Origin of the sequence: Curtobacterium sp. MMLR14_006, assembly GCF_001864985.1 — a bacterium.
Classification (GTDB): domain Bacteria; phylum Actinomycetota; class Actinomycetes; order Actinomycetales; family Microbacteriaceae; genus Curtobacterium.
The window spans coordinates 13,656-32,530 of sequence record NZ_MJGU01000023.1 but is presented as its reverse complement, the minus strand read 5'-3'; the positions used below and the strand labels follow the sequence as shown (position 1 = coordinate 32,530).

At 73.1% G+C, this 18,875-nt stretch carries 19 protein-coding genes; 12 read left to right on the top strand and 7 right to left on the bottom strand.

What is annotated here, in order from left to right:
- The first annotated feature begins 12 nt into the window (after positions 1–12).
- The 5 genes from BIU94_RS11945 (at position 13) to BIU94_RS11925 (ending at position 4,244) form a co-directional block, all read left to right on the top strand.
- Positions 13–381 (top strand): VOC family protein, encoded by a 369-nt coding sequence (locus BIU94_RS11945; RefSeq protein WP_083420952.1) that lies wholly within the window; start codon positions 13–15, stop codon positions 379–381.
- Positions 382–413: 32 nt separating this feature from the next.
- The gene (locus BIU94_RS11940; RefSeq protein WP_071260513.1) at positions 414–1,082 is read left to right on the top strand and encodes a CatA-like O-acetyltransferase; all 669 of its coding nucleotides are present in this window, start codon (positions 414–416) and stop codon (positions 1,080–1,082) included.
- Between the two features lie 230 nt (positions 1,083–1,312).
- The gene (locus tag BIU94_RS11935) at positions 1,313–1,933 is read left to right on the top strand and encodes a hypothetical protein (RefSeq protein WP_071260510.1); all 621 of its coding nucleotides are present in this window, start codon (positions 1,313–1,315) and stop codon (positions 1,931–1,933) included.
- 41 nt (positions 1,934–1,974) lie between these two features.
- Positions 1,975–2,913, top strand: a complete 939-nt coding sequence (locus tag BIU94_RS11930) for a hypothetical protein (RefSeq protein WP_071260506.1) — start codon at positions 1,975–1,977, stop codon at positions 2,911–2,913.
- On the top strand, positions 2,910–4,244 hold the full coding sequence (locus BIU94_RS11925) for a family 16 glycoside hydrolase (protein WP_071260504.1): 1,335 nt from the start codon (positions 2,910–2,912) through the stop codon (positions 4,242–4,244). The genes BIU94_RS11930 and BIU94_RS11925 overlap by 4 nt, the downstream gene beginning before the upstream one ends.
- A 250-nt stretch (positions 4,245–4,494) precedes the next feature.
- Here BIU94_RS11925 and BIU94_RS11920 read toward each other — a convergent pair whose 3' ends face one another.
- The 3 genes from BIU94_RS11920 to BIU94_RS11910 are packed head-to-tail and all read right to left on the bottom strand — an operon-like array spanning position 4,495 to position 7,918.
- The gene (locus tag BIU94_RS11920) at positions 4,495–6,117 is read right to left on the bottom strand and encodes a hypothetical protein (RefSeq protein WP_083404790.1); all 1,623 of its coding nucleotides are present in this window, start codon (positions 6,115–6,117) and stop codon (positions 4,495–4,497) included.
- A 5-nt stretch (positions 6,118–6,122) separates the two neighbouring features.
- A complete protein-coding gene (locus tag BIU94_RS11915) occupies positions 6,123–7,049 on the bottom strand; it encodes a carbohydrate ABC transporter permease (protein WP_083404789.1) in 927 nt (308 codons plus the stop codon).
- Positions 7,046–7,918: a sugar ABC transporter permease gene (locus BIU94_RS11910; protein WP_071261886.1), complete on the bottom strand. Its 873-nt coding sequence runs from the start codon at positions 7,916–7,918 to the stop codon at positions 7,046–7,048. Before BIU94_RS11910 ends, BIU94_RS11915 begins: the two co-directional genes overlap by 4 nt.
- A 385-nt stretch (positions 7,919–8,303) precedes the next feature.
- On the opposite strand from BIU94_RS11910, the gene BIU94_RS11905 reads away from it, so the two are divergent.
- Together BIU94_RS11905 and BIU94_RS11900 are read left to right on the top strand one after the other, a co-directional pair.
- Positions 8,304–9,311, top strand: coding sequence for a LacI family DNA-binding transcriptional regulator (locus tag BIU94_RS11905; RefSeq protein ID WP_071260501.1), 1,008 nt, complete (start codon positions 8,304–8,306; stop codon positions 9,309–9,311).
- Between the two features lie 36 nt (positions 9,312–9,347).
- Positions 9,348–9,734 (top strand): VOC family protein, encoded by a 387-nt coding sequence (locus BIU94_RS11900; RefSeq protein ID WP_254782989.1) that lies wholly within the window; start codon positions 9,348–9,350, stop codon positions 9,732–9,734.
- 119 nt (positions 9,735–9,853) lie between these two features.
- Here BIU94_RS11900 and BIU94_RS11895 read toward each other — a convergent pair whose 3' ends face one another.
- Entirely contained in the window at positions 9,854–10,579 is a 726-nt protein-coding gene (locus BIU94_RS11895) for a triacylglycerol lipase (protein ID WP_254784807.1), read from the bottom strand.
- On the bottom strand, positions 10,576–11,349 hold the full coding sequence (locus tag BIU94_RS11890; RefSeq protein WP_071260497.1) for an alpha/beta fold hydrolase: 774 nt from the start codon (positions 11,347–11,349) through the stop codon (positions 10,576–10,578). The genes BIU94_RS11895 and BIU94_RS11890 overlap by 4 nt, the downstream gene beginning before the upstream one ends.
- A 79-nt stretch (positions 11,350–11,428) precedes the next feature.
- On the opposite strand from BIU94_RS11890, the gene BIU94_RS11885 reads away from it, so the two are divergent.
- Complete coding sequence (locus BIU94_RS11885; protein ID WP_071260493.1) at positions 11,429–11,977, top strand: dihydrofolate reductase family protein; 549 nt, start codon at positions 11,429–11,431, stop codon at positions 11,975–11,977.
- A gap of 100 nt (positions 11,978–12,077) precedes the next feature.
- Entirely contained in the window at positions 12,078–13,376 is a 1,299-nt protein-coding gene (locus BIU94_RS11880) for an NAD(P)/FAD-dependent oxidoreductase (RefSeq protein ID WP_071260491.1), read from the top strand.
- A 168-nt stretch (positions 13,377–13,544) separates the two neighbouring features.
- Here the strand turns inward: BIU94_RS11880 and BIU94_RS11875 are convergent, their stop codons facing one another.
- Positions 13,545–14,450 carry an NAD-dependent epimerase/dehydratase family protein gene (locus tag BIU94_RS11875; protein ID WP_071260489.1) on the bottom strand — a complete coding sequence of 302 codons (906 nt, stop codon included), beginning with the start codon at positions 14,448–14,450 and terminating at the stop codon, positions 13,545–13,547.
- 96 nt (positions 14,451–14,546) lie between these two features.
- Here BIU94_RS11875 and BIU94_RS11870 point away from each other — a divergent pair, with 96 nt between their 5' ends.
- The 3 genes from BIU94_RS11870 (at position 14,547) to BIU94_RS11860 (ending at position 17,919) form a co-directional block, all read left to right on the top strand.
- Complete coding sequence (locus tag BIU94_RS11870) at positions 14,547–15,119, top strand: TetR/AcrR family transcriptional regulator (protein ID WP_071260486.1); 573 nt, start codon at positions 14,547–14,549, stop codon at positions 15,117–15,119.
- Positions 15,120–15,504: 385 nt separating this feature from the next.
- Positions 15,505–16,719 carry an acyltransferase gene (locus BIU94_RS11865; protein WP_071260482.1) on the top strand — a complete coding sequence of 405 codons (1,215 nt, stop codon included), beginning with the start codon at positions 15,505–15,507 and terminating at the stop codon, positions 16,717–16,719.
- Between the two features lie 9 nt (positions 16,720–16,728).
- The gene (locus tag BIU94_RS11860; protein WP_071260479.1) at positions 16,729–17,919 is read left to right on the top strand and encodes an FAD-dependent oxidoreductase; all 1,191 of its coding nucleotides are present in this window, start codon (positions 16,729–16,731) and stop codon (positions 17,917–17,919) included.
- An 86-nt stretch (positions 17,920–18,005) separates the two neighbouring features.
- Here the strand turns inward: BIU94_RS11860 and BIU94_RS11855 are convergent, their stop codons facing one another.
- A complete protein-coding gene (locus tag BIU94_RS11855; protein ID WP_071260476.1) occupies positions 18,006–18,875 on the bottom strand; it encodes a UbiA family prenyltransferase in 870 nt (289 codons plus the stop codon).

Below are 18,875 nucleotides of genomic sequence, written 5' to 3'. Positions count from 1 at the left end.
AGCGTGACGGCCATGATCGGCACACTCGACGTCGTCGTCCTGGACTGCTCGGACACCCGCGCCCTCGCCCGTTTCTACGCCGAGCTGCTCGGCGGGGAGATCGTCGAGTTCGAGGAGGACTGGGCGGAGGTCGCGCTCCCCTTCACCGACCACCGTCCGATCCTCGCGTTCCAGCGGGTCGACGAGTACCGCGCGCCGGAGTGGCCGGGCCAGGCGGTCCCGCAGCAGAGCCACCTCGACGTGAAGGTCGACGACCTCGACGCGGGCGAGACCGCGGTCCTGGCGATCGGGGCGACGGCGACGGGCTCCGGGACGGCGACGTTCCGGGTGTACCTCGATCCGGCCGGTCACCCGTTCTGCCTCGTGCACCCGACGGACTGAGCGGCTGCGGCACCGACGGCCATGCTGGTCCGATGACCCCGTCCGACGCACACCTCGAACCGATCGACACGGACCGCTGGGCCCGGCGTGAGCACTTCGAGCACTACCGGCGGCGGGTGCCCTGCTCGTACGAGATGACGGTCGAGCTCGACGCCACCCGGTTCGTCGACGCGGTCCGTCGTGCCGGTGTGCGGACCTACCCCGCGCAGCTCTGGGCGATCAGCACCGTCGTGAACCGGCACCCGGAGTTCCGGATGCAGCTCCTGCCGGACGGATCCCCCGCGGTGTGGGACGTGGTCCACCCGGAGTTCACCGTGTTCCACACGGAGACCGAGACGTTCTCGGGGTTGGTGGTCCGCCACGACGCCGACTTCCGCCGGTTCCACGACGACGCCGTCGCGACCATCGCCGAGTACCGGCACGACACCCGCATGTTCCCGCAGCAGGACCGCCCGCGGAACGTGTTCGACGTGTCGAGCCTGCCCTGGACGGCGTTCACCGGCTTCGCCCTGCACATCGCCGACGGGTGGGACCACCTGCTGCCGATCATCACGCTCGGTCGGTACCGGACCGTCGGCGACCGGGTGCTGCTGCCGATGGCCCTGCAGGTGAACCACGCCGCCGCCGACGGCTTCCACGCGGCTCGGCTCGTGCGCGAGGTCGAGGAACTCCTCGGGGAGCCGGGCTGGATCGCCCCCTGATCCGGGGGCACGACCGGCCCCGGACACCCCTCGGCCGAGGGATGCACGGACCTGTCTGCCCGCGCTCTGGGGGACACGGCGCGGCCTGAGCGTGCCTACAGTCGCGTGCAGGACTGAATACCACTCAGTACGCAGCGCCCATCCCCGGGGGCGCTGCTCCGTGCGCCGGCCAGTGGGTCGCGCGCGGTGTCCCTGACCCGACCCGGGCCTCTCGGAGGTACAGCACAGCCATGTCCAAGCACGTCGTCGCGACCACCGCTGGTCGCAAGCGGTTCAGCCCGCTCGTCATCGGCGCGGGGATCGCAGCTGCCATCGCCCTGTCCATGTCCTTCTCGGGCACCCTCTCGGCGTACACCGCGAGCTTCCTGCACCCGAACAACACCGTCTCGACCGCGTCGGTCGACGTCGCCGAGACGAACGAGGCCGGGTCGAGCACCACCTGCACCACCGATGCCTCCGGTTCCGCCACGTGCTCGACGCCCAACCTGTACAGCGGGCAGACGCTGCGCCCCGGCGACAGCAAGACCACGACCGTGACCTTCAAGAACAGCGGCAAGGCGGAGCCGAAGCAGATGACGCTGTCCGGCGGCTCCTGCGCCACCACCCCGTCGGGGAGCAGCGTCGACCTGTGCCAGAAGGTGATCGTCACCATGAAGTGGTTGGACGCCGACGTGCTGCCCGACGCGACGACCCCGGCGAGCCTCGCCGGCACGTCGACCACGATCCCGTACCCGCTGCAGCCGTCCGAGGTGCGGACCGCGAAGATCACCGTCGCACTGCCGGCCAACTCGGCCAACAACACCGCCGGCCTCTCGCTCTCCCAGCCCCTCACCTGGACCTTCACCGCCTGAGCGGGACGGTCGACGACGCCGTCGTCGATCCCTGACAGCCGATGAGCACGAGCAGCCTCCGGAGCCCCGGGACCGTCGTCGTCGACGGCCCCGGGGTCGCCGTGCTGCCCGCGCGCGGTCGTCGCCGAGGGCGGGGCACCGGCGTCTCGGTCCGGGTCGGGGTGGTCCTGCTGCTCGTGGTGCTCGGGGTGGGCGCCCTGACGATCGCAGCCCTGTCGGGCGTGCGGGTGTTCGACGTCCGCACGCCGTCGATGGGCACCGCGGCGCCCGTCGGCAGCCTCGTCGTCACCCGGCCGGCGACGGCGGGCGGCCTCGCGGTGGGCGAGGTCATCACCTTCCGTCCGGGAGCGGGCGGCGACCGGTACACGCACCGGATCGACGCGTCGGGGCCGTCGGGCATCCGCACCAAGGGCGACGTGAACGCCTCGCCCGACGCCTGGCTCCTCGACCCCTCCGACACCGTCGGCCAGGTCGTCGCCGTCCTGCCGGTCGTCGGGTGGGCGGGCCGCGCGCTCCCCTGGATCGTCGCCGCGGTGGCCCTCGTGTGGTTCGCCACCGGCTTCCTCGCCCCGGGCGACCTCCGGTCGGCACTGCGGCTGTTCGGTGCCGCCCTGTCGGTCGCGGTGGTGGGCGCGGTCCTGCGGCCGTTCGTGGCGCTCCAGCTGCTCGGCACCTCGGCCGACACGGGCGACGGCGTCGCACGGGTCGTGTCGACGGGCGTGCTCCCGATCCGCGCCACGGTCACCGACGGCGGGTCCGCGCACCTGGTGAGCGGCGGGACCGCCGAACTCGCCGTGCCGGGCGACACCGACGGCGTCTTCCACGTCGCGTCGCGGCTCGACCTGTCCCCGACCGGGTGGGCCGTCCTCGGGCTAGTCTGCGCCGTCCCGGTCGTCGTCGCGTTCGTCGTCGGCCGGACGACCGCGCCGCTGGTCGACGCCGCCGGGTCCGCCGCCCCGACCGCGGAGGACGCACGGTGAGCGCGACGGTCCCGGGACCCGCGCGGACGCGGCGTCCGTGGCGGTCCCTGGTCGTGGCCCTGCTCGCGCTCGGGGTCGTCGTCGCCGGCCTGTTCCCGACCACCGACGGCGCTTACACGGCGACCTTCGCGCACCCGACGAACTCGGTGGCGAGCGCGTCGAGCTACAACCGCACCACGTTCCCGTACCGCGACTCGTTCGCCGGCGGCCAGGCCGGTTGGACCACCTACAACGGCTGCTGGGCGACCACGACGACCTTCGGGTACGGCAAGTTCATCGAGTCCTGCGGCGGCACCGACGGCCCGAAGGCCGTGACGGGCAACCCGGAGTGGACGGACTACACGATGCAGGGCGACGTGCAGGTGAACGAGGGCGACCAGGCCGGTCTGCTCGTCCGGGTGACGTCGCCCGCTGCCGGCACCGACGCGATGAACGCGTACTACGCCGCGATCGACCTGTCGACGAACGCACTGTTCATCGGTCGGATGCGCAACGGCACCTACTCGCCGTCGCTGGCGCGCACCACGATCCCCGGCGACCTGCGGCGCGGGCAGTTCTACCACCTGGTCGTCCAGGCGTCCGGGTGCACGATCATGGCCTGGCAGACCACCGTCGGCGCGAACGACTGGACCCGCGCCACCTACACGGACTCCTCGGACACGTGCCTGACCGCCGGTGCGATCGGCTTGCGGAACCAGGACAGCAAGGCGGGCTACCGGTTCGTGACCGCGACCCAGGGGGCTCCGAAGCCGTCGGTGACCCCCTCCCCGTACAACTCGACCTTCGCGACCGCCTCGTTCAACGACGGTTCGGCGGCCGCGACGTACGGCGGCTCGTGGACCTTCGACCAGCAGCAGGAGACGATCCTCAACACCGCCGACCAGAACGTCGGCGACAAGCAGGTACTGAACCGCTCGTGGGGCGACATGACGCTGACCGGCGACGTGCGCCTGATGCGGGAACCGACCGCCGCCACCGACGCCGGGTTCATCACGCGGGTGAACGACGCCGGAGCGGGCACGGACGCGTTCCGCGGGTTCTCCGCCGGCATCAGCGGCACGAGCCTCGTCGTCGGGCAGCACGACGCCGGTCGGTGGGTGCCCGGGGCGTCGACGGCCCTGCCCCGTCCGGCCCGGCTCGGCGAGTGGTGGCACGTCACGGTGGCCGTCGTCGGCTGCGTGGTCACGGCCACCGCCTCTCCCTCGGCCGGTGGCACCGTCGTGCAGGCGAGCGCCGACTTCGGCTCCTGCAGCACGACGAGCGGCGCGGTCGGGGTCCGTGAGCACGCCGTCGAGGCGCAGTGGCGCAACCTGGCGGTCACCCCGCGCTGACGCGATCGCCCGCCGCTGACGCGATCGCCCGCCGCTGACGCGCTCGCTCGCCTCCGACGTTCCCGGCCCGCCCCGCACCGTCGGGTGGTGACCGGCAGACGGACGGGAGGCACGTGACCGGCCCGCCCCGTGCCTCCCGACCGGAAGCAGGTCGCGAAAGCGACAGTCTGCCGCCGACCATCCGCAGGAATCTGTCGCTTCCGCAGAAGCGACCGCCGGCAGCCCGCCGCGCCCCGACCCTCCGGCGCGGTCAGGAGGAGCGCGCCGCCAGCGCCTGCTGGTACTCCCGGCGGACGGCGTCACCGCCCCGGCGACGCCACTCGCGCACGACGGACCGCCACGACGACACCTTCGCCCGCCCGAGCAGCACGTCGTTGATCGCGTTCGTCGCGAAGGTGCCGAGTGCCGGACCCTTCGTCGAGTTCGTCGGCGAGTACAGGCCGTACGCGGGGTTGGCGAGACCCCGGTCCACCCACGACGCGAGCGAGTCGTGCACGGTGTCGGTCATCTCCGGGTGCCCCGCGTAGAACAGCGGCAGCGGGCACTCGGTGAAGTACTGCAGCGGGAACTCACCGAGCGCGGTCTCGCTGTTGCCGGTCTTCGTCAGGACGGGGGCGCCGTCCCGGTACTCGAAGTCGCGACCCTCGATGCCGAACTTGCGGTAGGTCCAGGCCTCGGTGCCGAAGGGCGACGCGCACCAGTTGAGCACCTCGAGCAGGACCCGCACGCGTTCCTCGGAGCCGGCGGCGACGGCGCTGATGGTGTTGTTCGGGTCGCCGAGCCACGGCTCCGGCTCGGATCCGGCCGGACCGACGAACGGCGCGATCGTCAGCTCGAAGCCGCTGCCGGGCGTCGCCTGCTGCAGCAGCCCCGGGATGGCGGTGTAGGTGTCGCAGAGCATGAGCGCCGAGCCCTGCACGAACCAGACCTTGCCGTTGTAGGCCGTGATGCTGTCCGGGTGGACGAGGTCCTCGGCGACGAGCTTCCGCGACACCTCGAGCAGGTCCTGGTACTCGTCGAGCTCGTACATGTGGGTGAAGCGCCCGCCCTCCTGCCGCCACTGGTTCGGCAGGCCGAACATCGGCGCGAGGGCGTTGGTCGGGACGGATGCCAGCGCCCAGCGGTTGCGGTGCGGGTCGGAGACCTCGCGGCAGAGCTGCACGAACTCGTCGACGGACGAGAACGACGGGTCGACGCCGAGCTGCGCGAACAGGTCCTGGCGGCGGGACAACGCCTGCGACGCGAGCGGTCCGCGCGGGACCGGGACGCCGTAGATGCCGCCGGAGAACACCGTGCCCCGCCACGACGCCGTCGGCAGGTTCGCCAGGTACGGGTAGTCGCGCACCCCGCTGCCCGACAGGTACGGGCTGAGGTCCGCCGCTTTCGCCTCGAGGAACTGCGGCAGGTACGGGAACGACCCGAACACGGTGAAGACGTCGCCGAGGGTGTCGCCGGCGACCTGGGTGGCGAACTTGTTGCCGAAGTCGGCGTTCGGGGTGATGGTGAGGTCGAGGTCGATCCCCATCCGCTCGTCGAGGCCCTGCCAGTACGGGTTCGAACCCTTGGAGGGCGGCACGGGCGAGTTCGTGGGGACGCTGCCGTGCACGGTCGAGCCGTCGCCGGGCGTGCCGTCGGTGGGCACGAGCGTCGCCGGGATCCTCCGGAACGCGCTCGGCATGAGCGTGCTGGTCTGCGGCAGCGCCGGTCGCGGACCTCCGGTCCACGGCACGTGGTCCGGCAGGGTGACCGCGCGGTTGATGGCGGTGACGTCGGTCGAGCGGGTCACGGTCGAGCAGCCGGCCAGGAGGCCCGTGGCCGCGACCCCGAGACCGCCCGCGATGAGCGCGCGGCGGGTGATGCCGTTGGTGGTCACGTCGGTCAGCCCTTCACCGCGCCGGTCAGGACACCCTTGGCGAAGTGCCGCTGCAGGAACGGGTAGACGATGAGGATCGGCACGATCGAGACGACGAGGATCGCCATCTGGATCGACGCCTGCGGGGGCAACGCGTCGGAGGAGGCGCCGAGATCGGAGCCGCCGAGCTGCGCGTTGTTGATGACGTAGGTCCGGAGCACGAGCTGCAGGGGCCACTTCGCGGTGTCGTTGATGTAGAGCAGGGCGTTGAAGAACGCGTTCCAGTACCCGACCGCGTAGAACAGGCCGATGACCGCGAGCACGGCCTTCGACAACGGCAGCACGATCCGCCAGAACACCGCGAAGTCGCCGGCGCCGTCGATGCGGGCCGACTCGAGCAGCTCCTGCGGGATCGCCATGAAGAAGGACCGCATCACGATGACGTTGAACGCACTGAGTGCCGTCGGCAGGATGAGCGCCCAGTACGAGTCGAGCAGGCCGAACTGCTTGACGACGAGGTAGTTCGGGATGAGCCCCGGTGCGAACAGCAGGCTGACGAGCACCAGGCCGAGCACGACGCCCGAGCCGTACGAGCCGGGGCGGCTGAGCGCGTAGGCGAGCATCGCGGTGACGAACAGGCTGATCAGCGTGCCGACCGTCGTGATGCCGATGCTCACGACGAGTGCGCGGGTGACGACCCCGCCGGCGAAGATGCTCTCGTAGGCACCGAGGTCGAGGCCCTCCGGCCACATCACGAACCCGCCGGCGTCGTTCACCTGCGCGGTCGGGGCCAGGCTCGTCGAGACGATGCCGACGAACGGCAGGATGACGACGAGGCAGATGACGAACAGGACGGTGCCGGTGAGCAGGCGGCCGGGCAGCGGTGCGGCGTCCGGCCCGCCGCGCTTCCGCTTCCGCTGCCCGGGGACGGTCACCGTGTGCGTGGCGGTCATCGCGCTTCCTTCCGGTAGACGCCCGCTTCGCCGAAGACGTGCGCGAGCTTGTTGGCGCCGAGCACGAGCAGCACGCCCACGACACCCTTGACGAGTCCGACGGCGGCGGCGACGCCCCACTGGCCGCCGAGCACGCCGTTGTTGTAGACGTAGGTGTCGAGGACCTCGCTGGCGGCACGGCCGACGGCCTGCTGCTGCAGGATGATCTGCTCGAAGCCGACCGTGAGCGAGTCCCCGAGGCGCAGGATGAGCAGCAGGACGATGATCCCGCGCATGCCCGGCAACGTGACGTGCCAGAGCTGCCGCCAGCGGCTCGCGCCGTCCATCTTCGCCGCCTCGTACAGGCTCGCGTCGATCGAGCTGAGGACGGCGAGGAACAGGATCGTCGCCCAGCCGGTGTCCTTCCAGATCACCTGGCTCGTGAGCAGGGCGATGAACCCGTCGGGGTTGCCGAGGAAGTCGATCGCGTCGCCGCCAGCCGCCCGGATCGCGTTGTTCACGAGCCCGGAGCCGCCGAGGATCTGCTGGAACACGGCGACGACGATCACCCAGGACAGGAAGTGCGGCAGGTACAGGATCGACTGCACGACCCCCTTGACCCGCTCCGACAACAGCGAGTTGAGCATGAGCGCCAGGACGATCGGTGCCGGGAACACGAAGACGACCTGCACGAGGGTGATGACGAGCGTGTTCCGCAGCGCCCCGAGGAACTCGGCATCGCCGTCGAACACCACCGAGAAGTTCTCGAACCCGACCCAGGGGCTGCGGCCGAGCGGGACGAACGGCAGGTACTCCTGGAACGCGATGAGGTTGCCGATCAGTGGCAGGTAGTGGAAGCCGAGCAGCAGCGCGAGGCCGGGCAGCCCCATCAGCAGCAGGACCCGGTCGCGTCGGATCCGCTGCCACGTGGTGCGGCGGCGGAGCCCGGGGTCCGGGGGTGGTGCGGTCTGCGCGGTGGTGGTCGCGCGGTCGTCGAGCGTCGTCACTCGGGGCCTCCTCCGTTGGATTCCTGGAGCGACCCTGGCGGACGCGGTTACAACGTGGCAATCGGTTGCCATCTGTTTCCACGGTTGTCACGCTCCAGTGAGCGCACACCCGCTCCGCAGGGCGGTCCGGGGGCGTCGCGAGCGCGGCTGCGCGCTTCGTGAGCAGGAACGGTCGGGTCGTCCGGGGGAACCCGACCGTTGCTGCTCACGAACCGCGCGGAGCGGACCCGCTGCACCCGCGACCGGCAGCGGCGCTACGCTCGACCCGATGCGCGCAACCGTGCGGGACGTGGCCGCCCTCGCCGGGGTGTCGCCGAAGACCGTCTCCAACGTCATCAACGGCGGGGTCGCGGTGCGCCCGGAGACCCGGGAGCGCGTCGAGCAGGCACTCGCCCAGCTCGACTACGTCCCGAACCTGTCCGCCCGCGGTCTGCGCAACGGCCGCTCCGGTGCCATCGCCCTGACCCTGCCGGAGATGGGCAGCGCCTACTCCGCCGAACTCGCCCAGCTGTTCGTCGAGCTCGCCCGGGACCGCGGGTGGGTGGTGCAGCTCGACCAGACCGGCAACGACCCGGCCCGCGAGCGCGACCTGGTGTCCCGGGCCCGCGCCCACCTGGTCGACGGGCTCGTGCTCAACCCGGTGTCGTTGAGCGGCAGCGTGCTCGCCTCGACCGAGGGGCTCCCCCCGACCGTCGTCATCGGCGAGGTCGAACCCGAACACGTCGACCAGGTGCACGTCGACAGCCGAGCGGCCGCCGCACAGGTCACCGAGCACCTGCTCGCCGCGGGTCACCGCCGCATCGCGATCGTCGGGGCGCCCCGGGCGTCGGCACCGACCGCCACCGGCGAACTGCGGGAGCAGGGCCACCTCGAGGCCCTCCGCGCCGCCGGCGTCGACCCCGACCCGTCGCTCCGCGTGCCGCTGCCGGCGTGGACGACCAGCGCGGCGGCGACGGCCTTCGCGTCCTGGCTCGACGCGCACCCGCTCCCCGACGCCGTCTTCGCGTTCACGGACTCGATCGCGTTCGGGGTGCTGCACGTGCTCGCGGCGCGGGGTGTCCGCGTGCCCGAGGACGTCAGCGTCATCGGCTTCGACGACATCGACGGCGCGGCGTACGCGATCCCGGCGCTGAGCACGGTGTCGTTCGACCGGCGGGCGTTCGCGACCGCGGCCCTCGACCTGCTGACCCGACGGATCGAGGACCGGGGCCGGCCGCCCGAGACCGTGGTGGTGCCGCACCGCATCGTCGAGCGCGCGAGCGTGGCGGCCCGGTGAACGGCTCCGGCCGCTGATCGGCGTACGCTCCGCGGCATGACCAGCGAAGACGCCTCGATGCCGACGCTCGCCGCGACCGTCCTGCAGTCCCCGGAGCCGATCGCCCTCGCCCGGTTCTACGGCGCCCTGACCGGGTGGACCGTCCACGAGGACGGCCCCACCTGGGCCCGCATCCGCCCCGCCGAGGGCCCCGGTCTCTCCGTGCAGTACGAGTCCGGGTACGTCGCCCCGACCTGGCCCGGCACGCCCGGAGCCCCCGGCATGCAACTGCACCTCGACTTCCAGGTCGAGGACCTGCCGGCAGCCGTCGCGCGCGCCGAGGAGCTCGGTGCGACGCAGGCAGCGTTCCAGCCGCAAGACGACGTCCGCGTGCTGCTCGATCCCGACGGGCACCCGTTCTGCCTGTTCCTGCCCGGGGCCTGAGCCGGGCCAGACCTCGGCACGCGATGCCCCGGGGCCTGAGCCGGGCCTGACCCGGGCACGCGATGCCCCGGGCCGGCGTCGGCGACGGTGCTCGGACCCGCCGGCGCAGGGCCGATCGTTCAGGCCGGTTCCCGGTCCGGTGCCGCGGTGCCCGGGTCGGCAGCGGACAGCACCGCGGACCGCGTCCGCGCGTCGCCGAGGATCCGGAAGTGGCCGCCGACCGGCAGCCGCACGTTCGTCGCGCCCGCGAGCTCGCTGCCCTCCGGGATGAGCGTGTCGAAGACCCCGTAGACCGAGGTGATCCGCGCGTTCGCGTCGAGCTCCCGGGCGAGTGCGGCGAGCACGGGGTCCGACGCCCGGAACGCCCGCAGGTGCCGCACCGGCGCGAGGCGGGCCCAGCCCGAACCGCCGAACGGCGTCGAGACCGCGACCATGCGGTCGATGCGGGCGTGGTCGTCGAGTCGCGTCATCGCGTACTTGCCGATGAGTCCGCCCTTGCTGTGCGCGAGCACCAGCACGTCCCGCAGGTCGTGCTCACGCAGGTACCCGAGGACCTCGTCCGCCGACTCGGGCACGGGGCGCAGGTTGTGCCGCAGCACGGGCAGCACGTGCACCGGGTGCCCGCGGTCGTGCAGGGCGTCCATGAGCGGCCGCATGAAGTGCCAGGTCTCGTAGACGCCCGGGATCACGACGACGGGCTGGCCGTCACCCGTCCGGTAGTCGTCGGTCGTGGTCGGCCCGAGGCTCCGCACCTGCCAGACGACCGCGTACCACCAGTCGAGCACCGCCCACCGTGCGCGTCGCAGCAGCGGCACGCGGTCGGCGGACCGGAGCACCTCGGTCACCGCAGGCCCTCGCGGGCCTGGGCACGTCGGAACTCGCCGAGCAGCCGGGCGAAGGCGACGGGCTGCCGCTCCTGCACGTGGTGGGCACCGGCGAGCTCGACGAACGCGCCGACTGGGGCTGCCGCGGCGATGCCGGCCGACCAGCCGTGCCGGGCGATCGGGTCGAGCGAGCCGCGGACGACCAGGACCGGCTGACGGACCTCGGTGATGGTGTCCTCCATGCGGTAGCGCAGCATCGGCGCGAGCTCGGGCACGTACTGGCGCACGCTCCGCAGGTAGTCGGTGGTCAGCACGGCGTTCATGCGCGGCCCCTCGACGAGCGAGTCACGGGCCAGGTCGAGCGCCTGCAGCAGCAGCGACCGCCGGTCGGACGCCACCACGGGGCTGACGAGCACGACCGAGCCGACGGCGTCGGCGTGCCGGCGGGCGGCCTCGACCGCGATCTGCGTCCCCAGGGACTGCCCGACGACCACGAGGTCGTCCGCGCCGCACGACCGGACGGCCGCGACGACCAGGTCGGCGAGTTCCGCGGCCGACAGCGCCCGACCGGCGCCGGGCACCCCGCCGAAGCCGGGCAGGTCGACGCTCACGGTGCGGTGGGTCGCGGCGAGCGCGCGCTGCGACCGCCCGAAGGAACGGTGCGACATCCCGATGCCGTGCACGAGCACGACGGTGGGGGCCAGGTCGGCGCGGACGCGACCGGCGGGAGCCGCGGTGTGCAGGCGCACGGCGAGGCCGTCGATCCGGACGGTCTCCACCTTGGCGCGCACGGACCGAGGCTACGCGACCACTCGCAGCACCGGGTCAGCGTCCTCGCGGACCGGGAGGACCGGGCGTACGATCCGCACCATGCGCACGGTCACCGCGGGACTCTTCACCTCGGTCGACGGGGTCGTGCAGGACCCGTTCCGGTTCCAGTACGACAGCTTCGACGACGAGCTCGGTGCGGGCATGGGCGCCTTCATGGCCCGTACCGACACCGTCCTGCTCGGCAGGAACAGCTACCTCGAGTGGGCCGAGTGGTGGCCGGCGCACCCGGACGACCCGTTCGGGCAGTGGATCAACCCGATCGAGAAGCACGTGGCCTCCACGACGTTGGGCGACGACCTGACGTGGCAGAACGCCGCCAGGATCCCGGGCGACCTCGACACCTTCGTCCGCGACCTCCGGCAGCGCGACGGCGCCGACATCGCGGTGTGCGGCAGCGTCACGGTGGTGCGGCACCTGCTGTTCGCCGGCCTGCTGGACGAGCTGCAGCTGATGGTGCACCCCGCGATCGCCGGTGCCGGGCGCCGGCTGTTCGAACCGACCGACCCGCCCACGCGCCTGCGGCTGGTCGACAGCACCGTGACGAGCAAGGGCAACGTCGTGAGCACCTACGCCAGGCACGACGCCTGACGGAGCCGACCCGTGCCTCCCGGTCGGCGGTGGACCGGAGCGCGCCGCAGCGCGCGTACCCTCGTGGGTGACCCACTCGCCGAGGAAAGCCGGAACCAGCATGCCCCAGGACACCCGCCCGCACGTCGTCATCGTCGGCGGAGGATTCGCCGGTGTCGCCGCCATGCGGGAGCTCGCCGACGCACCGGTCCGGGTGACGCTCGTCGACCGGCACGTCTACAACATGTTCCAGCCCCTCATGTACCAGGTGGCGACGGGCGGGCTGAACGCCGGCGACGTGACGTACTTCCTGCGGAGCCTGCGGGCCCGACAGGCCAACGCGGAGTTCCGCCACGGCCTGCTCACCGGCATCCGCACCGACGAACGCATCGCCGAGATGTCCGACGGCGAGCACCTGCAGTACGACTACCTGGTGCTCGCGAACGGGGTGAACACGAGCTACTTCGGCACCCCCGGCGCGTACGAGTACGCCTACTCGATGTACTCCCGCTCGCAGGCGCTCCGGATCCGCGACGAGCTGTTCACCCGCCTCGAAGAGGCTGCGGCGAACCAGGGCCCGGACGAGATCCGCATCGTCATCGTCGGTGGCGGCGCGACCGGCGTCGAGATGGCCGGTGCCCTCGCCGAGCTCCGCGACCAGGCGCTGGTCGGCGCCTACCCGGAGATCGAGCGCGGCAACATCTCGATCACCCTCGTGCACCGCAGTGGCGAGCTCCTCAAGCCGTTCGCACCGCGTCTGCGCCGGTACGCGGCGAAGGTCCTGCGGAAGCGCGGGGTCGTGCTCCGGCTGAACACGGGCGTCGCCGAGGTCCAGCGCGACGGCGTGACCACCGCCGACGGCGAGTTCATCCCCGCCTCGCAGGTGATCTGGGCGACCGGCGTCGCCGCCCACAAGGAGGTCTCCGGCTGGGGCATGCCGCAGACCCACGGCGGCCGCATCAAGGTGGGCGACGACCTCGCGGTGCAGGGTGTCGACCGGGTGTTCTCCGCCGGGGACATCGCCGCGCAGGACGACGCGCTCGCCCAGCTGGCTCAGCCCGCGCTGCAGGGCGGCAAGCACGTCGCGAAGCAGATCAAGCGCCTGCTCGAGGGCAAGCCCACCGAGCACTTCACCTACTTCGACAAGGGCACGATGGCGACGATCGGCACGAACGCCGCGGTCGCCCAGCTGCGCGGCGGCATCACGATGGTCGGCCCGGTCGCGTGGCTCGCCTGGGTCGCGGTGCACATCGCCTCGCTGCTCGGCAACGGCAACCGGCTGTCGACGCTGTCGCACTTCTTCGTCCGCTACCTGTGGTTCATGCGGAAGCGGGCGATCCCGATCGTCGGCGACGTGCGTCCCGTGCGTCCGAACGGCGACCGCGAACCCGAGCCCTGGCAGATGCAGAAGGCCGAGTAGCAGGGCGGCGCGGGCACGGCCCGCTCGCTTCGTGAGCAGGAACGGTCGGGTCCGACGACGGCACCCGACCATTCCTGCTCACCATGTGCGGTGGTCCGGACCGGCGCCGGACGGGAGGCCCGTGGCGGCGCCGCCACGACCCTCCCGTCCGGCGGCTGGTCGCCCCGGCTACGCGACCCGCGGCTCGGAGTAGGCGCCGGCGGCGATGTCCTCGAGCAGACCAGGCCCCGTCGGCTCCCAACCGAGGAGCGCACGGGTGGCCTCGGACGTGGCGGACATCTCCATGCCGAAGAACCGGGCGATGAACCCGAAGTGCGCGTCCGCGTCCGCCGGGTCGATCGAGGTGACCGGCAACCCGAGTCCTGCGCCGACGGCCTCGGCGATCTGCCGGGTCGGGATCGCGGTCTCGGCGACGGCGTGCACGCGCGTGCCGGCCGGTGCCTGCTCGAGGCCGAGCCGGACCACCCGTGCGGCGTCCGTGACGTGCACGGCTGCCCAGCTGTTCGTGCCGTCGCCGATGTACCCGGACACGCCGGACCGCCGTGCTGCCGCGACGATCTCGGCGATGAAGCCGTGGTCGCCGGCGCCGTGCGTGGTGGGGCTGAAGCGGGCCGCGATCGAGCGGACACCCTGGTCGACGAAGTCGAACCCGCGGTTCTCGCTGCCGCCGCGCATGGTGTCCGGCCCGACGAACGGGTTGACGTCCGCCTCGGTCGACGGACGCCCCTGGGCGAGCCCCGCGACGCCCGACGCCACGACCAGCGGCCGGTCGGTGCCGACGAGGGCGCCGGCGAGGGCCTCGACGGCCGCGCGCTCGGCGGCGTTCGTGCCGACCGGATCCGACCAGTCGTGCTTGTTGGCGAGGTGCAGGACGCCGTCGGCGGCTGCCGCGGCCCCGGCGAGGACGTCGAGGTCGTCGAGGCCGCCCCGCACGACCGCGACGCCCTTCGCCTCGAGCGCGGTGGCCGAGGCGTCGGAACGGGCGAGGCCGCTGACGGTGTGGCCGGCGGCGAGCAGGTCGTCGACGGTGTGGGAGCCGATCCAGCCGGAGGCCCCGGTGACGAACACGTGCATGAGTGCTTCCCTTCGCAGGCGTCCACGACGGTGATGTCATGAACTGACGTCACCGTAGCACTCCATGTCAGTCGCTGTCATCAGTAGACTCTCGCCATGGTCAGGTGGCAACCCGGAACGCGTGAACGACTGCAGGCCGTCGCGCTGCAGCTCTTCACGAGCGAGGGCTACGACGCGACCACCGTCGCCCGGATCGCCGCCGAGGCCGAGGTCACGGAGCGCACGTTCTTCCGGCACTTCGCCGACAAGCCCGAGGTGCTGTTCGCCGGGCAGGAGGGCTTCCTCGGCATGTTCAGCGACGCCGTCCGCTCGGCGCCGGACGGCACGGCCCCGTTCGCCCTGGTCCGCCTGGCCCTCGAGGGGTCCGTCGGCTTCTTCCCCGAGGAGCGACGGGCCTGGTCGCGTGCACGGCAGGTCGTCATCGACGCGACCCCCGCCCTCGGCGAGCGCGAACTCGGCAAGCTCGCGACCCTGACGGCACGACTGGGCGAGCTCCTGCGGGAACGCGGCGTGGCCGAGCCGACCGCCACGATGGCCGCGGAGACCGCCGTCACCGTCTTCCACCTGGCGTTCGCGCAGTGGATCGCCCCGGACGAGGCCCGGCCGTTCCGCACGCTCGTGCACGAACGGCTCGACGCGCTCACCGCCATGGTGCGGTCGGCGGGCTGAGGCCGCGCGGCGCAGCCTCGGGGAGCGGCCGCGCCTAGTGAGCAGAACACGCCGGGTCCGACCACGGCACCCGACGTCTTCTGCTCACTGAACGCAGCGATCCGGACCGACGACGGACGGGAGGCGCGTGGCGGCGCCGCCACGGGCCTCCCGTCCCGCGACTGGCCCGTCCGCGCGGGACGCGCACTCGCCCGGTGAGCAGAACCGCCGGATCCGACCACGACACCCGACGTCTCCTGTTCACTGGACGCAGCGCCCAGGACCGGTGCCGGACGGAAGGCGCGGGCACTCTGAGGTTCCTCAAGGGCGGGCGGAGCACCCTGGGATGACCCGGCAGGCAGTTCCGGGCGCGGCCTCCGGCCGCCCGACACCGCACAGGAGGACCGTGACCACGGACACGCTCACGCCCGCGCGATCGCGGGTCGGTGCTCCCCCGCGCGCTGCGGACGCCCGAGCTGCCGGGTCCCCGACCGCACCGCCGCCGCCGCTGACACACCGCGCGCCGGCCCTCGACGGACTGCGCACCCTCGCGATCCTCGTCGTGGTCCTGTACCACCTGCACGTGCCGCAGTTCGAGGGCGGCTTCATCGGCGTCACGGTCTTCTTCGTGCTCTCCGGCTTCCTCATCACCACGCTGCTGCTCGGCGAGCGGCGCCGGACCGGTCGGGTGCGGCTCGGGACGTTCTGGGGCAAGCGACTGCTGCGGCTCTACCCGGCGCTGCTCGCGTTCGTGGTCGTCGGGCTCCTGCTCTGGAACTGGGTCGGCGACTACAAGGGCGCGACCTTCTCGGCGGGAGAGGCCGCCTTCATCGCCCTCACCTACACCGGCAACCTGTTCCGGGCGTTCTGGGACACCACGCAGGGGGTCTTCGCGCACACGTGGAGCCTGTCGATGGAGGAGCAGTTCTACCTGGTGTGGCCGCCGGTCCTGGTGCTGCTCGCCACGCTGCGGACCCGGCGACGCTGGCTGCTCACCGGACTCGGCGCACTCGTCGTCGGCGCCTCGGTCGCGTCGTGGCTGAGCTACCGCACCCCGAGCGGCGGTGCCACGCCGGACGTCTACTTCTCGCCGGTGCTCGGCGTCGTGCCGCTCGCGGTCGGATGCGCGCTCGCCCTGCTGCTCGACGACGCCCGGGTCCGCGTGCTCGCGGCCGGTCTGGCCGGCACCGTGGCGACCTGGCTCGGGTTCGCGCTCCTGGTGGGGGTGCTCGTCTGGATCGACGACGACTGGACCCAGCACGCCTGGACCTTCGGCGTGGTGCTGCCCGCGACCGCGCTCGTGTCGGCGCTGCTCATCGGCGGCCTCGTCTCGGTGCGCTCCCCCGTCTCCGCCGCACTCGCGTGGACCCCGGTCTCCTGGTTCGGCCGACGGGTCTCGTACTCGGCGTACCTCTGGCACCCGCTCGTGATCGCCCTGCTCGGCACCTTCGCGATCGGGGCCTGGGGGACGATCGGGTTGGTCGCCGCCGTCCTGGTCGTGTCGATCGGCGCCGCCTACGCGGTCGAGGTGCCCGTCGAACGCTTCCGCAAGCGGCTCGAGGCGCGGTCTGCCGCCGCCCGGGCCACCGCCGCGCCCGCGCAGGACCCCGTCGGACCGTAGGCTCGGCCCGTGACCAGTGACCGCACCGACGTCCTCGTCGTCGGCGGCGGACCCGTCGGCCTCTTCACGGCCGTCCTGCTCGCCGCCCGCGGGCTCGACGTCCGGGTGTGGGAACGTCGGACGGAACCGCCCGTGGGCTCGCGCGCGATCGGCATCCACCCGCCCTCGCTCGACGCCTTCGCGGCCGTCGGGCTGGCCGGCGCCGTGCTCGCCGAGGCCGTCCTCGTCCGCCGGGGCGTCGCACGCAGCCGGGGCCGCACGCTCGGCACGCTGTCGTTCGCGCGTGCCTCGACCACCCACCCCTACGTCGCGACGCTCGACCAGCACCGCACCGAGTCCCTGCTCCGCGAGCGTCTCGAGGCACTCGCGCCGGGAGCGCTGACCACCGGCACGACCGTCTCCGGGCTGGACCGGCACCCGGACCACGTCGTCGCCTCGGGCGTCGGCCCCGACGGCGCGACGACCACCCTGCGGGCGTCGTTCGTCGTCGGCGCGGACGGCGGCCGGAGCGCGGTCCGCGCCCTGCTCGGCATCCGCACGACCGGACGCGACTACCCGGAGCGCTACCTGATGGGCGACTTCGCCGACCCCGAGGACCCCTCGGCCCGGACCGCAGCACTCGTCGACGTCGGACCGGACGGCGTGACGGAGTCGTTCCCGCTGCCCGGCGGACGCCGTCGGTACGTCGCCCTCCTGCCCGCCGACGCCCCGACACCGTCCGGCGCGGGCGACCGCGGCACGCCCGACCCGGAGGCCGCCGCCCGCCTGGCCGCGCTCGTCCGCTCCCGCACGGGCGCCGACCCCGACCCCACCAGCTGCACCATGACGAGCACGTTCGGCGTCCGACGGCGGACCGCCGACCGCGTCGGGGTCGGCCGCGTCGTCCTGGTCGGCGACGCGGCGCACGAGATCAGCCCGATCGGCGGCCAGGGCATGAACCTCGGCTGGCTCGACGCCGTCGACCTCGCACCCCTGCTCGCCGGTGCGGTCGCCTCCGGTGCCGCCGGCCCGTGGCCGCGGTACGCCGCTCGGCGACAGGCATCGGCCCGCCGGGCCGCCCGCCAGGCCGAGGCGAACATGGCGACGGGGCGTCCGCTCGGCCCGGTCGCGGCGGTCGCCCGGGAGGCCGTGCTCCGGTCCGCCCTGGCGCTCCCGACCGCGCACGGCCTGGCCCGGCTCTACGCCATGCGCTGGGCCTGACGGCGCACGTCGGTCGTCTGGTCGGCTCCCCCGCGCCGGCCGGGCCGAGCCGGTGGCGGGCACGTTCCACCAGGTCACGGCCGGCGTCACCCGACCAGGCGCGCCCCGGCCAGCCCGAGCTCGACCACGAGGACGAGCGACGACGCGATGACGAGCCGGAAGAGCGTCCGCGAGGCCCGACCGGCGACCACGAGCCGCACGCCCACCGCCGCCAGGACGACGACCACGGCGGTGCCGCCCACGGCGAGCACGACGCCGACGCCGCGCACCGGGTCGTCCCCGGCCAGCTGGCCCCCGAGCACGAGGATCGCCGCCACGACGAGGGCGCCGAACGCCGTCACACCCGCGCCGCGCAGCCCGAGCCGGTGCGGGAAGCCCCTGACCCCGGTGGCGGCGTCGTCGACCAGGTCCGGCAGCACGTTGGTGCAGTGGATCGCGATGCCGAACACCGCGCCGGTGGCGACCGCCCACGGCGCCGGCCACTGCCCGGCCGGACCAGCGGCGACGGCGACGACGGGCAACGCGCCGAACGCGACCACGAACGGCGCCACCGACCACACCGTGCGCTTCAGCCCGGCGTCGTAGGCCCAGCCCGCCGCCACGAGCACGAGATGCGCGACCGCGGCGACCGGACCGAGGCCGATCGACAGCAGCACGGCGACGGCCGCGGTCACGAACGCCGCCGTGCGGACGGTGCGGACGTCGATGAGACCCCGCGCGACGGGCTTGTCGCTCCGTCCGACGGCACGGTCGCGGTCGGCGTCGATCCAGTCGTTCGCCAGGCCGATCGAGAGCTGCCCGGCCACGACCGCCGCGGCCACCAGCACCACGAGCCAGACCGGGTGCCCGACGGCCGCGGCGAGCACGGTGGCCAGGACCGTCACGGTCACCGTCGGCCCGGGGTGGGACGAGGCGAACAGCAGCCGGGCGGTCGAGGGTCTGCCGGAGTCGGTCAC

Excerpts from the sequence above, each read along its gene's own strand:
- BIU94_RS11945 (WP_083420952.1), top strand. The coding sequence starts at position 13 with ATGATCGGCACACTCGACGTCGTCGTCCTGGACTGCTCGGACACCCGC.
- BIU94_RS11940 (WP_071260513.1), top strand. The coding sequence starts at position 414 with ATGACCCCGTCCGACGCACACCTCGAACCGATCGACACGGACCGCTGG.
- BIU94_RS11935 (WP_071260510.1), top strand. The coding sequence starts at position 1,313 with ATGTCCAAGCACGTCGTCGCGACCACCGCTGGTCGCAAGCGGTTCAGC.
- BIU94_RS11930 (WP_071260506.1), top strand. The coding sequence starts at position 1,975 with ATGAGCACGAGCAGCCTCCGGAGCCCCGGGACCGTCGTCGTCGACGGC.
- BIU94_RS11915 (WP_083404789.1), bottom strand. The coding sequence starts at position 7,049 with ATGACCGCCACGCACACGGTGACCGTCCCCGGGCAGCGGAAGCGGAAG.
- BIU94_RS11910 (WP_071261886.1), bottom strand. The coding sequence starts at position 7,918 with ATGGGGCTGCCCGGCCTCGCGCTGCTGCTCGGCTTCCACTACCTGCCA.
- BIU94_RS11905 (WP_071260501.1), top strand. The coding sequence starts at position 8,304 with ATGCGCGCAACCGTGCGGGACGTGGCCGCCCTCGCCGGGGTGTCGCCG.
- BIU94_RS11900 (WP_254782989.1), top strand. The coding sequence starts at position 9,348 with ATGACCAGCGAAGACGCCTCGATGCCGACGCTCGCCGCGACCGTCCTG.
- BIU94_RS11885 (WP_071260493.1), top strand. The coding sequence starts at position 11,429 with ATGCGCACGGTCACCGCGGGACTCTTCACCTCGGTCGACGGGGTCGTG.
- BIU94_RS11880 (WP_071260491.1), top strand. The coding sequence starts at position 12,078 with ATGCCCCAGGACACCCGCCCGCACGTCGTCATCGTCGGCGGAGGATTC.
- BIU94_RS11875 (WP_071260489.1), bottom strand. The coding sequence starts at position 14,450 with ATGCACGTGTTCGTCACCGGGGCCTCCGGCTGGATCGGCTCCCACACC.
- BIU94_RS11870 (WP_071260486.1), top strand. The coding sequence starts at position 14,547 with ATGGTCAGGTGGCAACCCGGAACGCGTGAACGACTGCAGGCCGTCGCG.